Origin of the sequence: Actinomadura sp. NPDC048021, assembly GCF_040653135.1 — a bacterium.
Classification (GTDB): domain Bacteria; phylum Actinomycetota; class Actinomycetes; order Streptosporangiales; family Streptosporangiaceae; genus Spirillospora; species Spirillospora verrucosospora.
The window spans coordinates 173,243-187,686 of sequence record NZ_JBEZJQ010000008.1 but is presented as its reverse complement, the minus strand read 5'-3'; the positions used below and the strand labels follow the sequence as shown (position 1 = coordinate 187,686).

11 protein-coding genes are annotated in these 14,444 nt (G+C 73.6%); 6 read left to right on the top strand and 5 right to left on the bottom strand.

Annotation, left to right across the window (positions count from 1 at the left end):
* The first annotated feature begins 1 nt into the window (after nucleotide 1).
* Genes AB0C87_RS15720 through AB0C87_RS15710 form a run of 3 tightly spaced genes read left to right on the top strand, consistent with a single transcriptional unit; the run spans nucleotide 2 to nucleotide 4,613 of the window.
* The gene (locus AB0C87_RS15720; protein WP_360578076.1) at nucleotides 2-2,065 is read left to right on the top strand and encodes a hydantoinase/oxoprolinase family protein; all 2,064 of its coding nucleotides are present in this window, start codon (nucleotides 2-4) and stop codon (nucleotides 2,063-2,065) included.
* Nucleotides 2,065-3,966, top strand: coding sequence for a hydantoinase B/oxoprolinase family protein (locus tag AB0C87_RS15715; protein ID WP_353835486.1), 1,902 nt, complete (start codon nucleotides 2,065-2,067; stop codon nucleotides 3,964-3,966). The genes AB0C87_RS15720 and AB0C87_RS15715 overlap by 1 nt, the downstream gene beginning before the upstream one ends.
* Nucleotides 3,963-4,613 carry an isochorismatase family protein gene (locus AB0C87_RS15710; protein ID WP_353835485.1) on the top strand — a complete coding sequence of 217 codons (651 nt, stop codon included), beginning with the start codon at nucleotides 3,963-3,965 and terminating at the stop codon, nucleotides 4,611-4,613. The genes AB0C87_RS15715 and AB0C87_RS15710 overlap by 4 nt, the downstream gene beginning before the upstream one ends.
* Here the strand turns inward: AB0C87_RS15710 and AB0C87_RS15705 are convergent.
* From AB0C87_RS15705 to AB0C87_RS15685, 5 genes are all read right to left on the bottom strand, one after another.
* Nucleotides 4,587-6,068, bottom strand: coding sequence for a CoA-acylating methylmalonate-semialdehyde dehydrogenase (locus tag AB0C87_RS15705; protein WP_353835484.1), 1,482 nt, complete (start codon nucleotides 6,066-6,068; stop codon nucleotides 4,587-4,589). The genes AB0C87_RS15710 and AB0C87_RS15705 overlap by 27 nt on opposite strands.
* A 10-nt stretch (nucleotides 6,069-6,078) precedes the next feature.
* Complete coding sequence (iolD, locus tag AB0C87_RS15700) at nucleotides 6,079-7,929, bottom strand: 3D-(3,5/4)-trihydroxycyclohexane-1,2-dione acylhydrolase (decyclizing) (protein ID WP_360578073.1); 1,851 nt, start codon at nucleotides 7,927-7,929, stop codon at nucleotides 6,079-6,081.
* A gap of 145 nt (nucleotides 7,930-8,074) precedes the next feature.
* Nucleotides 8,075-8,983, bottom strand: coding sequence for an aldolase (locus AB0C87_RS15695; protein ID WP_353835342.1), 909 nt, complete (start codon nucleotides 8,981-8,983; stop codon nucleotides 8,075-8,077).
* Nucleotides 8,980-9,939, bottom strand: coding sequence for a 5-dehydro-2-deoxygluconokinase (gene iolC / locus AB0C87_RS15690; protein WP_360578071.1), 960 nt, complete (start codon nucleotides 9,937-9,939; stop codon nucleotides 8,980-8,982). Before iolC ends, AB0C87_RS15695 begins: the two co-directional genes overlap by 4 nt.
* The gene (locus tag AB0C87_RS15685) at nucleotides 9,936-10,817 is read right to left on the bottom strand and encodes a TIM barrel protein (protein ID WP_345173641.1); all 882 of its coding nucleotides are present in this window, start codon (nucleotides 10,815-10,817) and stop codon (nucleotides 9,936-9,938) included. The genes iolC and AB0C87_RS15685 overlap by 4 nt, the downstream gene beginning before the upstream one ends.
* A gap of 164 nt (nucleotides 10,818-10,981) precedes the next feature.
* Here AB0C87_RS15685 and AB0C87_RS15680 point away from each other — a divergent pair, with 164 nt between their 5' ends.
* The 3 genes from AB0C87_RS15680 to AB0C87_RS15670 all read left to right on the top strand — a co-directional run bounded on the left by AB0C87_RS15680 (nucleotide 10,982) and on the right by AB0C87_RS15670 (nucleotide 14,184).
* The gene (locus tag AB0C87_RS15680) at nucleotides 10,982-11,719 is read left to right on the top strand and encodes a GntR family transcriptional regulator (RefSeq protein WP_345173643.1); all 738 of its coding nucleotides are present in this window, start codon (nucleotides 10,982-10,984) and stop codon (nucleotides 11,717-11,719) included.
* A 117-nt stretch (nucleotides 11,720-11,836) separates the two neighbouring features.
* Nucleotides 11,837-13,189 (top strand): phytase, encoded by a 1,353-nt coding sequence (locus AB0C87_RS15675; RefSeq protein WP_360578069.1) that lies wholly within the window; start codon nucleotides 11,837-11,839, stop codon nucleotides 13,187-13,189.
* A 74-nt stretch (nucleotides 13,190-13,263) separates the two neighbouring features.
* Nucleotides 13,264-14,184 carry a LacI family DNA-binding transcriptional regulator gene (locus tag AB0C87_RS15670; RefSeq protein WP_360578067.1) on the top strand — a complete coding sequence of 307 codons (921 nt, stop codon included), beginning with the start codon at nucleotides 13,264-13,266 and terminating at the stop codon, nucleotides 14,182-14,184.
* Nucleotides 14,185-14,444: the final 260 nt, after the last annotated feature.

Genomic DNA, 14,444 nt, shown 5'->3' with positions numbered 1-14,444 from the left:
GATGGGTTATCGACTGGGCGTCGACGTGGGCGGCACGTTCACCGACGTGCTGCTGGTCGACGAGCGGACCGGCGTCAGCCACCGCGCCAAGACGGCGTCCACTCCGGCGGACCAGTCGGAGGGCGTGCTGAACGGCATCCGCAAGGTGTGCCGGGACGCCGGGATCGAGATGCGCGAGGTGGCGCACGTCCTGCACGGCACCACCGTGGCGACCAACGCGATCCTCCAGGGCCGGGGCGCCCGGGTCGGACTGGTGACCACCGAGGGGTTCCGGCAGGTCCTGCAGATCGGCCGGTCGTTCGTCCCCGGCGGCCTCGCCGGCTGGATCATCTGGCCGAAGCCGGAGCCGCTGGCCCGGCTGGAGCACACCGTGGAGATCCCGGGACGGATCGCCGCCGACGGCTCGGTCGTCGCCCCGCTGGACGAGGACCGCGCGCGGGCGGAGCTGCGGCGGCTCGGCGGCGCCGGCATCGAGGCCCTGACCGTCTCGCTGATCAACTCCTACGCGAACGACGCGCACGAGCTGCGGGTGGCGGAGCTCGCCGCCGAGGAGCTGCCCGGGGTGCCGGTCTCGCTGTCCAGCCACGTCCTGCCGGAGATGCGGGAGTACGAGCGCACCGTCACCACCGTGGCGAACAGCTACGTCCAGCCCGAGGTGGCCCGGTACGTGGGCAACCTGGACCGGTCGCTGAGCGCGAGCGGGATCGACGCGCCGCTGTCGGTGCTGCGCAGCGACGGCGGGCTCACCAAGGCCGCCAAGGCGGCCGAGGACCCGGTCTCGCTGCTGCTGTCCGGCCCGGCCGGCGGGGTGACGGGCGCGGTCTGGTTCGCCGAGCAGGCCGGGTTCCCCGACTTCCTCACCTTCGACATGGGCGGCACGTCCACCGACGTCGCGCTGGTGCTCGGCGGGCGCCCCCGGATCGGCCGGGAGACCACCGTCGGCGACCTCACCGTCCGCGCCACCAGCGTGGACGTCCGCACGGTCGGCGCGGGCGGCGGCTCGATCGCGCACGTCCCGGAGCTGACCCGGGCGCTGCGGGTCGGCCCGCAGTCGGCGGGCGCCGACCCGGGCCCCGCCGCCTACGGGGCGGGCGGCACCGACCCGACCGTGACCGACGCCAACGTCGTGCTCGGCTACCTCCCGACGCGGCTGGCCGGCGGCGAGATCGCGCTGGACGCCGAGGCGGCCCGCAAGGCGATGCGCTCCATCGCCGACGCGATGGGCCTGCCGAGCGTCGAGGCCGCGGCGGCCGGCGTGATCGACATCGTCAACGAGAACATGCTCGGCGCGCTCCGCCTGATCAGCGTCCGGCAGGGCTACGACCCCCGCGACTTCGCGCTGATGTCGTTCGGCGGCGCGGGCCCCCTGCACGCCAACGCCCTCGGCCGGCTGACCGGCTCCTGGCCGGTGATCGTTCCGCCGTCGCCGGGGGTCCTGTGCGCCTACGGCGACGCGACCACCTGCCCGCGCGACGAGAGCGCCCGGACGATGGTGCGCCGCTTCTCCACCCTCGACGACGACGAGCTGCGCACCGCGCTCGCCGAACTGGCCGACGCCGCCGCCGCGCGGCTGGAGGCGGAGGGCGTGCCGCGCGCGAGCCAGACCGCGACGTACCAGATCGACCTGCGCTACCACGGGCAGGGCTTCGAGATCCCGGTCGAGGTGGACCGTGCCACCGTCGACGGCGAGCTGCTGGCCGGGCTGGGCGCCGCGTTCGACGCCGAGCACGAGCGGCTGTTCTCCTTCCTGCTCGGCAACGAGCGCGAGGTGATCAACCTGCGGGTCACGGTGAGCGGTCCGCGCCCGCGGGTCGCCTGGCGCGTCCTGCCGGAGGGGTCGGGCGACCCGTCCGCCGCGCTCGTCCGCGAGACCGAGGTGTGGATGGACGGCGCCACGACGCCCGCCCGCATCTACGACCGTTCCAAGCTGCTCTCCGGTGACGTCGTGGCCGGGCCGGCCGTGGTGGTGGAGATGGACTCCACCACCCTCGTGCTGGCCGGGCACGCCGCGACCGTGCACCCCAGCGGCAGCCTGCTGATCCGTCCGCTGAACGAGGAGGGCTGATGGCCGAGATCCTGCAGACCGCGACCGCGCCGGCCGGCCGCGTCGACGTCGACCCGGTGACCCTGGACATCATCGAGAACGCGCTGCGCAACGCCCGCCAGGAGATGGACGAGGTGCTCTTCCGCACCGCGCTGTCCCCGGGCATCCGCGAGCAGCACGACGAGTTCCCGCTGATCGCCGACCCGTCGGGGAAGATGGTCGTCGGCCAGTTCGGGCTCTCGGTCCCCGACTTCCTGGAGAACTTCGACGGGACGATCGGCGAGGGCGACATCCTCATGACGTCCGACCCGTACGCGTGCGGGGCCGCGATCAGCCACGCCAACGACTGGCTGCTGGTGGTGCCGATCTTCCACGAGGGCCGGCTGGTCGGCTGGTCCTCGATGTTCGGGCACATGTCGGACGTGGGCGGCAAGACGCCCAGCTCGATGCCCGCCGACGCCCGCACCATCTACGAGGAGGGCGTGGTCGTCCCGCCGTTCAAGCTGTACGAGGGCGGCGTGCTGAACGAGCCGGCGCTGCGCATCATCCTCAACCAGGTGCGCATGCCCGACTGGAACCGCGCCGATCTGAACGGCCTGGTCGCCGCGTGCACCACGGCCGCGCGGCGGGTCTCCGAGCTGTGCGCCCGGTTCGGCGTCGAGACGTACCTGTCGGCGCTGGACGCCCTGCTCGACCGCAACTACCAGGCCATGAAGGTGCTGCTGGCCACCCTCTTCGAGGACGGCCGGACGCTGGAGTTCGCCGACTACATCTGCGACGACGGCTGCGGGTACGGCCCGTACGAGCTGAAGATCTCGCTCACCCGGACCGGAGAGAAGATCCATCTGGACTTCTCGCACGCCGCTCCGCAGGCCGTCGGGCCGGTGAACTACTTCATCAACGAGAACCTCGTCCGGATGTTCTTCGGCATCTACGTGATCACCGTCGCGGACCCGCAGATCCTCTGGAACGACGGCTTCTACCCGCTGATCGACGTGACGATCCCCGAGGACTCGTTCTGGAAGCCGCGCCACCCGGCGGCGCTGAACGCCCGCAACCACGGCATCGGCCGGGTGTTCGACCTGTTCGGCGGGCTGCTCGGCCAGACCAACCCGGAGATCCTCAACGCGGCCGGCTTCTCGTCCTCGCCGCACTTCATGTACTCGGGCCACTACGGCTCGGGGCCGCGCGAGGGCGAGTGGTTCCAGCTGTACTCGATCGGGTTCGGCGGCGTGCCGGGGCGCCCCGTCGGGGACGGCCCGGACGGGCACTCGCTGTGGCCGTCGTTCGTCAACATCCCCTGCGAGTACCTGGAGTCGTACTACCCGCTGCGCGTCGAGCGGTGGGAGACGATCGCCGACTCCGGCGGCGCGGGCCTGCACCGGGGCGGCAACGGGGTCGACGTCGCGTACCGCTTCGAGGAGCCCGGCACGATCGCGATCCACGACGACCGCTGGCTCACCTACCCGTGGGGCGTGAACGGCGGGCGCCCGGGCGAGCGGGGCCGCAAGTGGATCGAGCGGGCGGACGGCACCCGGGAGGTGCTGCCCAGCAAGATCCACGATGTCGCGGTCGGGCCCGGGGACGTCCTGCACTTCGTGACCTGGGGCGGCGGCGGGTGGGGCGACCCGCTCGCCCGTCCCGCCGAGCTGGTCGCGCTGGAGGTGCTGCGCGGCCTGGTCACCGCGGACGGCGCGCGCGACGGCTACGGCGTCGTCTGTACCGCCGGAGGCGTCCTCGACGAGGAGGCCACCGGCCTGCTGCGGGCGAGGATGGCCGCGGAGCGGACGGAGATCCCGGTGTTCGACATGGGCCCGCCGCTGGAGGAGATCCTCGCCCGCTGCGAGGAGGAGACGGGCCTTCCCGCGCCGCGCCCGCCGGTCGACGTGCGGTCCGCCGCCGCGCTCCGGGACCGCCGGTGAGCGACGACCTCGCCGCCGGCTACCGCGCGTCGGGATTCGGCCGCGGCCTCGGCTGCGGCCGGTCGCCGGCGGTGCTGGCGGTGGACCTCGTCCGCGCCTACCTGGTGGACGGGTCGCCGCTGCGCGCCCCGGTCGAGGGCGCGGTGGCCGCCGCCGCGAACCTGATCGAGGCGGGCCGGGCGGCCGGGCTGCCCGTGCTGTTCACCCGGGTGAGCTACCAGCCGGGAGGCGCGGACGGCGGCCTGTTCCGCCGCAAGATCCCCGCGCTCCGCGTGTTCGAGGAGGGCAGCCCCCTCGGCGACTTCGCCGAGGGGGCGGCCCCCCGCCCCGGGGAGACCGTGGTGACCAAGCAGTACGCCAGCGCGTTCCACGGCACGTCCCTGGCGGCCACCCTGACCGCGTCCGGCATCGACACCGTGCTGATCTGCGGGCTCACCACCAGCGGCTGCATCCGCGCCACCGCGACCGACGCGCTGCAGCACGGGTTCCGCCCGCTGGTGGTGGACGAGGCCTGCGGCGACCGGGATCCCCGCCTGCACGAGGCGAACCTGCTGGACCTCGGCGCCAAGTACGCCGACGTCCTGTCCCTCGGCGAGGCGCTCACCACCGTGCGCGGCTCCTCAGCGCGCCGTGGGGAAGGCCATTGAGGAGGCCCCGTCGGCCACGGCGGGGACGGGCCAGCGGGACGTGACGGCCTTGGCGCGGGTGTAGAAGCGCACCCCCTCGGCCCCGTGGACGTGGGTGTCACCGAACAGGGACGCCTTCCAGCCGCCGAAGGAGTAGAACGCCATCGGCACCGGGATGGGGACGTTCACGCCGATCATCCCGACGTGCACGGCGCGCTGGAACCGCCGCGCCGCCTCCCCGGACGAGGTGAAGATCGCCGTCCCGTTGCCGTAGGGGTTGGCGTTGATCAGCTCGATCGCCTCGTCGAGGGTCTCGGCGCGCAGCACCAGCAGGACCGGTCCGAAGATCTCCTCCTGGTAGGCCGCCATGCCGGTGGCGACGCCGTCGAGCAGGCAGGGACCGACGAAGAACCCGGGGCCGGCCGCGCCGCGGCCGTCCACGACGAGCTTCGCGCCCGCCCGCTCGGCGTCCTCGACGTGGCCGGTGACGCGCTGCCGCGCCGCCTCGCTGATCAGCGGCCCCATCTCGCTCGCCGGGTCGTCGCCAGGACCGACCCGGATCGCGCGGGCCCGGACCGCGAGCCGCTCGATCAGCGGGTCCGCGGCGGCCCCCACGGCGACCGCGACGGAGACCGCCATGCAGCGCTGGCCCGCCGATCCGTACGCCGCCGCCGTGATCTGGTCGGCGGCCAGGTCGAGGTCGGCGTCGGGCAGGACCACCGCGTGGTTCTTCGCGCCGCCGAGCGCCTGGACCCGCTTCCCGGCGGAGCCCGCCGCCTCGTGGACGTGCCGCGCGACGGGCGTGGACCCGACGAACGACACCGCCGCCACGTCCGGGTGGGTGATCAGCGCGTCGGCGGTCTCGCGGTCGCCGTGCAGCACGTTGAACACCCCGTCCGGCAGCCCCGCCTGCGCGTACAGCTCGGCGACCAGGTTGGACGCGGAGGGCACGCGCTCGCTCGGCTTCAGCACGAACGTGTTGCCGCAGGCGATGGCGATCGGGTGCATCCAGAGCGGGACCATCACAGGGAAGTTGAACGGGACGACCCCCGCGCACACGCCGAGCGGCTGCCGGAACGAGAACGCGTCCACCCCGGACGACACCTGGTCGGAGTACTCGCCCTTGAGCACCTGCGCGATCCCGCACGCGAACTCGACGACCTCCCGGCCGCGCACGACCTCCCCGCGCGCGTCGTCCAGGACCTTGCCGTGCTCGGCGGTGACCAGGCGGGCCAGCTCGTCCTCGTGCCGCTCCAGCAGGTCGCGCAGCGCGAACATGATCCGCGCCCGCCGGCTCAGCGATACCTCCGACCACGACTCGAACGCCCGCGCGGCGGTCCCCACCGCTAGGTCCACCTCGGCGCGCCGCCCGAGCACGACCTCGCCCGACCGCAGACCCGTCGCCGGGTCGTGGACGGCGGCCGTGGTGCTCCCGCCGACCGGGACACCACCGATCCAGTGCTGGATAGAACGCATCGGGTTCCTTTCAGAGGTAACGTCGCTGGGTCTTCTTGCTGTCGTCGTAGTGGGCGCGCGCCTGCCGCGTGTCGTCCAGTTCGGAGACCTCGGCGACGGGGACGTCCCACCACGCCTCGCTGCTGGGGCCCGCGGCGAGGGGGTCGGTCTCGACGTGCACGACCGTCGTGCGGGGCGACGCGATCGCCTGGCGGAGCGCCTTCCTGAAGCCGTCGGCGCCTTCCGCGCGGATGACGTCGGCGCCGAGGCTGGCGGCGTTGGCGGCGAGGTCGACGGGGATGGGGTCGCCGTCCAGGCCGGTGGGGGTGCGCAGGCGGTGGCGGGTGCCGAAGCGCTGGGCGCCGACGCTCTCGGACAGGTTGCCGATGGAGGCGTAGCCGTGGTTCTGGACCAGGACCACGACCAGTTTGATCCCCTCGGCGACGGCGGTGGTGAGCTCCTGGGCCATCATCAGGTAGGAGCCGTCACCGACCAGGACGAACACCTCCCGGTCGGGCGCGGCCATCTTCACCCCCAGACCCCCGGCGATCTCGTAGCCCATGCAGGAGTAGCCGTACTCGACGTGGTAGCCCTTGGGGTCGCGCGCCCGCCACAGCTTGTGCAGGTCGCCGGGCATCGACCCGGCCGCGCACACCACCACGTCCCGCGGCCCGGCCTCGGCGTTGACGATCCCGATGATCTCCGTCTGCGCCGGCGGCGTCCCCTGCCGCCCTCCGAACGCGGCGTCGACGACACCGTTCCACCGCTCCGCCCGCTCGCGCACCTCGCCGCGATACGACTCGGGCACCGACCAGCCGTCCAGCGCCTCGCCCAGCGCCCGGATCGCTTCGCGGGCGTCGGCCACGACCGACACTCCCCCGAGCTTGACCGCATCAGCGCGAGCGACGTTGATGTTGACGAACCTCACCGAGGGGTGGGCGAACAGGCTGTGCGAAGCGGTCGTGAAATCGCTGTACCGCGTCCCGATCCCCACCACCACATCGGCCTCACGCGCCAAAGCGTTGGCCGCGGTGGTCCCCGTCGCGCCCACCGCCCCCACCGAACACCGGTGATCCCACGCCAGCGAACCCTTGCCCGCCTGCGTCTCGGCCACCGGGACCCCGGTCGCCTCGGCCAGCACCCCCAACTCCTCGACCGCACCGGAATAGATCACCCCGCCGCCCGCCACGACCAACGGACGCTCCGCCCCCCGCAGCAGCCCCACCGCCTCCCGCAACGCCGCCGGCTCGGGCACCGCACGCGCGACCCGCCACACCCGCCGCGCGAACAACTCCTCCGGCCAATCGAAAGCCTCGGCCTGCACGTCCTGCGGCAACGCCAACGTCACCGCACCCGTCTCGGCCGGATCGGTCAGCACCCGCATCGCCGCCAGCAACGCCCCCGGCAACTGCTCGGCCCGATTGATCCGATCCCAATACCTCGACACCGGCTTGAAGCAGTCGTTCACCGACACATCCAGCGAACGCCCATCCTCCAACTCCTGCAACACCGGACTCGCCGCCCGCGTGGCGAAGATGTCCCCCGGCAGCAACAACACCGGCAACCGGTTCACCGTCGCCAGCGCCGCACCCGTCACCATGTTCGTCGCACCCGGCCCGATCGACGTCGTACACGCCAACGTCGAAAGCCGATCACTCATCCGCGCGAACCCCGCCGCCGCATGCACCATCGCCTGCTCGTTACGCGCCATGAAATACGGCAGCCCACCACCGGACTCCAGCAGCGCCTGCCCCATCCCGGCCACGTTGCCATGCCCGAAAATCCCGAAACACCCCGCGAAGAACCGCCGCTCCACACCATCCCGCTCGCTGAACTGCACCGACAGGAAACGCACCAGCGCCTGCGCCACCGTCAATCTCATGACCGCTCCTCCACACCGCGTGCCGGGGGCGACGGCAGCCGCGGCTCCGCCGGCTGCCCCTCCCGGCTCTTCCGGATACGCGCCGTCCCGGCCGGCGCGTGCGGGGAGTGCCGGCCGTCACCCGGCACTCCCCTCGATACCTCGTTCACAGGAGTTCCACCGCGGCGTCCACGGCTCCGGCGACGTCCCCGTCCGGTGGGTACAGCAGGGAACGGCCGACCACCAGGCCCCGGACCGTGGGAAGACGCAGGGCACGGCGCCAGCCCTCCCGCGCGGCGACGGGATCGGCGGCGACCTCCCCGCCCAGCAGCAGCGCGGGCAGCGTGGACGCGGCCATCACCCGCTCCATGTCCGCCACCACCGGCACCTTCAGCCACGTGTACGCCGACGTCGTCCCCAACCCCGACGCGATCGCGACCGCACGCGTCATCGCCTCCGGCGACAGGTCATTGCGGACCCGCCCGTCCACCCGCCGGGAGATGAACGGCTCCACCATCGCCATCAGCCCACGCTCGGCAAGCTCCGACACCGCCCGAGCACACGCCTCCAACGTGCGCACGGTCGCCGGGTCGTCATCGTCCACCCGCACCAGCATCTTGCCGCCGTCCAGCCCCGACGCCGCGATCGCAGCCGCGCTGTAGGCCGTGAAGCGGTCATCGATCTCGAACGCCGAACCCACCAGGCCGCCCCGGTTCATCGAACCGATCACGACCTTGCCCTCCAGCACGCCCAGCAGCAGCAGATCCTCGATCACATCCGCCGTGCCCATCACGCCGTCCACACCCGGCCGCTCCAAGGCGACGCACAACCGGTCCAGCAGCTCTCCCCGATCGCCCATCGCCAGTGGATCGCCACCGGCCGCCAGGGCGCCGCGCGCCGGATGATCGGCGGCCAGCAGCATCAACCGCCCCGACTCCCCGACCAGCGAGTCCTGCCTGGTCCTGCGCTCCGCCGCCTCGGCGACCGCCTCCGGACGCGTCACCCGCGTCTCGGTCAGACCCGCGATCCGCTCCGCCCGCGCGTCGGCGGGCGGCACCGGAAGGTCGATCGTCATGCGGCCACCTGCTCGGTCAGTGCCAGCACCTCGTCCGTCGTGGGCATCGCCGCCGAGCACGCCAGCCGGGACGCGACGATCGCGCCGGCCGCGTTGGCGAAGCCCAGGACGCGCGGCAGGTCCCAGCCGGACAGCAGCCCGTGGCAGAGCGCCCCGCCGAACGCGTCGCCCGCGCCGAGGCCGTTGACGACCTCGACCGGCACCGGCGGCGCCTCGGCGGTGCGGCCCTCGGCGTCGACGGCGAGGACGCCGTCCGGACCGCGCTTGACGACGGCGAGCCGGACGCCCCGGTCGAGCAGCGCGCGGGCCGCGAGGAGAGGGTCGGCCTCCCCCACGGCCACCTCGCATTCGGCGATGTTGCCGACCGCGACGGTGGCGTGTTCGAGGGCCTCGCCCGCCCAGCGCCGCGCCTCGTCCCGCGACTCCCAGAACATGGGCCGGTGGTCGAGGTCGAGGACGGTGAGGGAGTCGCGGCGGCGGGCGCCGAGCGCGGCCAGCGTCGCCGTCCGGGACGGTTCGGCGCACAGCCCCGTCATCGTGACCCACAGCACCCCGGCGCCCTCGATCGCGGACCGGTCCAGCTCGTCCGCCCGGATCTCCAGGTCGGGAGCCTTCGGGAAGCGGTAGAAGTACAGCGGGAAGTCGTCGGGCGGGAACAGCTCGCAGAAGGTCACCGGGGTCGGCAGGCCGGGGACGTCGGAGACGTACCGGTCGTCGACGCCGTACTCGGCGAGCGCCCGGCGGACGAAGCGGCCGAACGGGTCGGCGCCGGTCCGGGTGATCACGGCGGTGCGGCGGCCGTGCCGGGCGGCGGCGACCGCGACGTTGGTGGCGCTGCCGCCGAGGAACCGCGCGAACGTCTCGACCTCGTCCAGCCCGACCCCGGAGGTGAGCGGGTAGAGGTCCACGCCGACGCGGCCCATGGTGATGACGTCGAAGGACGCGGCGCCGCTCATGAGCCGATCCCGGCGAGGAACTCGGCGCAGGCGCGGACGTCGTCCAGCGGCCCGGCGCCGGGGGCGGGTTCCCGGTCCAGGACGGTGTCCTGCTCCAGGACGTACCAGCCGTCGTATCCGGCGCCTTCGAGAGAGCCGACGATCGCGGCGATGTCGACGTCCCCCGCGCCGAGCGGGCGGTAGAGGCCGGCGCGGACGGCCTCGGTGTAGGGCGTGCGGCCGTGCCGCACGCTCTCGGCGAGCGCGGCGTCGACGTCCTTGAGGTGCACGTGCGCGATCCGCTCGGCGGCGCCCGCCGCCAGCTCCACCGGGTCGGTGCCGCCGATCAGCAGGTGGCCGGTGTCCAGGCACAGGGGGACGCCCGACCCGTCGAGGACGCGCCGAACCTCATTGGATCGTTCCACCATGGTCCCGACATGCGGGTGGAGCACGGCCCGCACGCCCGCCTCAGCGGCCAGCGAGGCGATCCGGTCGAGGTTGGTCAGCAGCGCCGTCCACCCGGCGGCGTCGAGGGGAGGACGCTCGTCGTAGCCCTCCAGCCCGTGGACGGCGGCCAGCACCAGCGTCAGTTCCGACTTGGAGCGTTCCACGTCAAAGCCGGCCAGGACCCGCCGGATCTCGGGCAGCGGGTCGCGGTCCGGGTCGTGCAGCACGACGGGCGCGAAGCCGCCCACCGCGCGGAGCCCGTACTCGGCCAGCAGGGCGGCGCGCTCCCCGGCCCCGGCGGGCAGGAAGCCGTCCGGCCCGAACTCCGTGGCGGCCAGCCCGAGATCGCGCATCTCCCCCAGCACCCGCCCGGGGTCCATCTGGTGCCCCCAGCCGGGCACCTCGCACACCCCCCACGAGATCGGGGCTCCCGCGACGCGGTCGTTGATCATTGGCTCACCATCTCCCTGGGACGGGCCCGGTTCCGTGCTCGGCATCGGCCTCGCCGAGTCTGCTGAAAGCCGGGAAGGTATGTCAATAGTTTGTTATGACATTATGAGGTAATAAGCTAGCCGACGGCGGCGGGTACGATCGTGGGGACGAGAGGAGGCGCCGGGTGTACCGACCGCGCGTGACCGTGGACCGCAGCAGCCCCGTCCCGCTGTACTACCAGCTCGCGCAGCAGCTGGAGGCGGCGATACGGGAGGGCGAGCTGTCCCCGGGCACCCGCCTGGAGAACGAGGTCGAGCTGGCCGACCGGTGCGGGCTGTCGCGCCCGACCGTCCGGCAGGCGATCCAGCACCTGGTGGACCGCGGGCTGCTGGTGCGCAAGCGCGGCGTCGGCACGCAGGTGGTGCAGTCGGAGATCCGCCGCCCGATCGAGCTGACCAGCCTGCACGACGACCTGGCCGCGGCCGGGCGCGAGCCGCGCACCGAGGTGCTGGAGCTCGGCACCGTCCCCGCCGAGGACCAGGTGGCCAAGGAGCTCGGCGTCCCGCCCGGCGCCGAGGTCACCCGGATGCGCCGCATCCGGTTCACCGGCGACGAGCCGCTCGCCCTGCTCACCAACTACCTGCCGCTCGACCTGCTCAGGATCGGCGAGGCCGACCTCGCCGAGCACGGCCTGTACGAACTGCTGCGCGCGACCGGCATCAACCTGCGCATCGCGAACCAGACGATCGGCGCCCGCGGCGCGACGGCGGCCGAGGCCCGGCTGCTGGACGAGCGGCGCGGCGTCCCGCTGCTGACCATGACCCGCACCGCCTACGACGACAAGGGCGGCGCGATCGAGTACGGCTGCCACGTCTACCGCGCCGACCGGTACTCCTTCGCCCTCACCCTCGTCGAGCGCTAGCCGGCCCGTCCGGCGAACGGCCGGTGAAAATCTCTTGATCAATTAGAGCGCTCTATTGAATTAGAGCGCTCTAATGCCTACCGTTCAGGCATCCCCCCACGCATCAGGAGGAACCCGATGCAGTTGCGACCCACCCCCCAGGGCGCCCGCCTGGCGGCCGCGGCGACGACCGCCGCGCTCGCCGCGGCCTTCCTGTCCGCGGTCCCCGCGGTCGCCGACGGCGACGAGCTCGCCCAGGTCCGCGCCGCGCTGGAGACGCCCGCGAACCTCGACGACGACGCGGGCGGCAACGCCAACGCCGACGACCCGGCGATCTGGAGCCACCCGGACGACCGCGACGGCGACCTGATCGTCGCGACCCTGAAGCAGGGCGGCCTCGCGGTGTACGACGCCGCCGGCCGGCAGATCCAGCGGCTCGCCGCCCCCACCCCGCCCCGGCCCGGCGACGAGCCCGGACGGTTCAACAACGTCGACCTGATCTACGGCTTCCAGCTCGGCCGCCGCAAGGTCGACCTGGCCGTCGTGTCCGACCGCGGCCGCGACACCGTCCGCACCTACACGATCGACCCCGCGAAGGCCGAGGCCCACCGGCCCCCGCTCACCGACGTCACCGACCCCGCGGCCCCGCCCGTCTTCTCCTCCTCCCTCGACGAGATCAACGAGCAGGCGACGGCGTACGGGCTGGCGTCCTGGAAGGACTCCCGCGGCGCCTCCTACGTCGCGCTCAGCCGCCGGCACACCTCCCGGATCGGCACCGTCCGGCTGGAGGCCACCGCCGCGGGCACCGTCACCTACCGGCACGTCCGCGACGTCGACCTGCCCACCTCGTTCGCCCTGCCGGGCGGCGGCACCTGGGCGCCCTGCGAGGACCCCGGCGAGGGACCGCAGGTCGAGGGCATGGTCGCCGACCCCGAGAACGGGGTGCTCTTCGCCGCCCAGGAGGACGTCGGCATCTGGCGCATCCCGCTCGGCAGCGGCTCGCCGCAGCTCGTCGACAAGGTCCGGGAGTACGGCGTCCCCGCCGCCTACGACCCCGAGACCGAGGAGTGCGCCCCGAGCGGGCCCGACCCCGGCGTCGGAGGCACGCACCTCACCGCCGACGCCGAGGGCCTGTCCATCTACCGGCAGGACGACGGCGAGGGCTACCTGCTCGCCTCCAGCCAGGGGGACGACACCTTCGTGGTCTACGACCGCCAGGACCCGCGCCAGTACCTCGGCCACTTCCGCGTCGCCGCCGGATCGACGGTCGACGGGTCGGAGGTCTGCGACGGGGCGATGGTGACCAGCGCCCCCGTCGGCGGCTTCGACAACGGCCTCCTCGTCGTCCACGACGGCGTCAACACCCCCACGGTCACCGACGGGAACGGCGAGGTCCGGGAGAACACCAACTTCAAGCTGGTGGACTGGGAGGATGTGGCGGACCCGCTCGACCTGGACGTCACGCCCGGCGACTGGGACCCGCGCGGCTAGCAGCGAACCGCACCGACGCGAGTCGCCGCCATGCCCTTCATGGCGGCGACTCGCCGTACCCGGGAGAACACCGCATGACCCACCCGACCCTGGAGGACGTGGCAGCGCGAGCCGGAGTGTCGCGCGCGCTCGTGTCGCTGGTGATGCGCGGCTCCCCCAAGGTCGGCAGGGAGCGCCGCGAGGCGGTGCTCCGGGCGGCCCGGGAACTCGGCTACCGGCCCAACATGATGGCGCGGAGCCTCGCGGCCGGCCGGACGGGCATGATCGGCGTGCTCCTCTCCGACCTCCGCGATCCCTGGTACGGCGCGGTCTACGACGGGCTCGCCGACGAGGCCGCCCGGCGCGGCGTCCGCCTGCTGCTGGCCACCGGGCGCGGCGGCCCGGCGCGCGAGCGGGCCGCCCTTGACGACCTGCTCGACCTGCGCCCGGACGGCGTCGTCCTGGCGGGGCCGAAGCTGCCCGCCGCCGACATCGAGCGCGCCGCCGCCGGATGCGCCGTGACCGTGGTCGGGCGCTCCGTCCGCTCCGACCGCGTCGACTGCGTGACCGGTGACGGCGCCGCGGCCGTCGAGCGGGCGCTCGGGCGCCTGGCGGACCTCGGCCACCACCGCGTCGCCTGCCTGGACCTCGGTCCCCGCCCTTCGCCCCTGCGCCGCGCGTGCCCGGCCGGCGCCGTCGTTGCCCGGCCGGACGAGCTGTGGCGTCTGCCCGAACCGCCGACGGCCGTCCTCGCGCTCGGCGACACGACGGGCGTCGCCGCGCTCGCCGCGCTGCTGCGCGCCGGGAGGCGCGTGCCGGACGACGTCTCACTGATCGTCCACGGAGATCCGCCGGGGGCGCGGGCCGCGGGGGTGACGACGATCGCCTCGCCGGCCGCGGAGATGGGCCGCGCGGCCGCCGCGATCCTGCTGGACCGGATCGGGGACGGCGCGCAGGCGGAGACCCGGCGCGTCACCGTCCCGCCCGTCCTCGACGAGCGCGGCACCACCCGGTAGCCCGGGCCGGAAGCGACGCCCGGAAGGCGTGCCCTCTCGGCTCCGGCCGGATCCGCGGCACGCCCTTCAGCCATGCCCGCGGCACGTGGATCCGCCGCGCCCGAGGCACGCGATTACACCGTGCGTGGGGGGCTCGCGCACGCCTTTGGCCGGACGCGGCCGGGCGGAGCCGAGCCTTGTCCCGCCGTTCCCGCAGCTCCGCACGGCCACGGCCGGCCCGGGGAAGACTCCAGTCCAAGTCAGAACGTCAAGATGTAAGA

Bases quoted from the DNA above. Each gene is read 5' to 3' on its own strand.
- AB0C87_RS15720 (WP_360578076.1), top strand. From the start codon at position 2: ATGGGTTATCGACTGGGCGTCGACGTGGGCGGCACGTTCACCGACGTG.
- AB0C87_RS15715 (WP_353835486.1), top strand. From the start codon at position 2,065: ATGGCCGAGATCCTGCAGACCGCGACCGCGCCGGCCGGCCGCGTCGAC.
- AB0C87_RS15705 (WP_353835484.1), bottom strand. From the start codon at position 6,068: ATGCGTTCTATCCAGCACTGGATCGGTGGTGTCCCGGTCGGCGGGAGC.
- iolD (WP_360578073.1), bottom strand. From the start codon at position 7,929: ATGAGATTGACGGTGGCGCAGGCGCTGGTGCGTTTCCTGTCGGTGCAG.
- AB0C87_RS15695 (WP_353835342.1), bottom strand. From the start codon at position 8,983: ATGACGATCGACCTTCCGGTGCCGCCCGCCGACGCGCGGGCGGAGCGG.
- iolC (WP_360578071.1), bottom strand. From the start codon at position 9,939: ATGAGCGGCGCCGCGTCCTTCGACGTCATCACCATGGGCCGCGTCGGC.
- AB0C87_RS15685 (WP_345173641.1), bottom strand. From the start codon at position 10,817: ATGATCAACGACCGCGTCGCGGGAGCCCCGATCTCGTGGGGGGTGTGC.
- AB0C87_RS15675 (WP_360578069.1), top strand. From the start codon at position 11,837: ATGCAGTTGCGACCCACCCCCCAGGGCGCCCGCCTGGCGGCCGCGGCG.
- AB0C87_RS15670 (WP_360578067.1), top strand. From the start codon at position 13,264: ATGACCCACCCGACCCTGGAGGACGTGGCAGCGCGAGCCGGAGTGTCG.